The following is a 204-nucleotide window of genomic DNA, read 5'->3' on the forward strand; positions in this document are numbered from 1 at the left end:
TGAAATATTTGATGCCAAGGACGATGCCCTCGATCAACGCCATGACCACGCCACCGCGGATCTGATAAAACTTGCCGCCGCCACCGTTCTGGAACTCTGCCGCGAGGTTGTCGCGTACCTTCCCGATCTGCGAGTTCACTTGCCCTGCCACCCGGTTGGGGTTGGCTGTCAGGCCTGCCGCCGCCAGGTCCTTCATCCGCAGGC

At 61.3% G+C, this 204-nt stretch carries 1 protein-coding gene; it reads right to left on the bottom strand.

The window, feature by feature from the left end; all coding sequences use genetic code 11:
* A partial coding sequence (locus DM813_RS28365; RefSeq protein WP_164897189.1) for a hypothetical protein occupies positions 1 to 204 on the bottom strand: 204 nt, incomplete at both ends.

It is taken from the genome of Pseudomonas alkylphenolica (assembly GCF_004025535.1).
In the GTDB taxonomy this organism is placed as follows: domain Bacteria; phylum Pseudomonadota; class Gammaproteobacteria; order Pseudomonadales; family Pseudomonadaceae; genus Aquipseudomonas; species Aquipseudomonas alkylphenolica_A.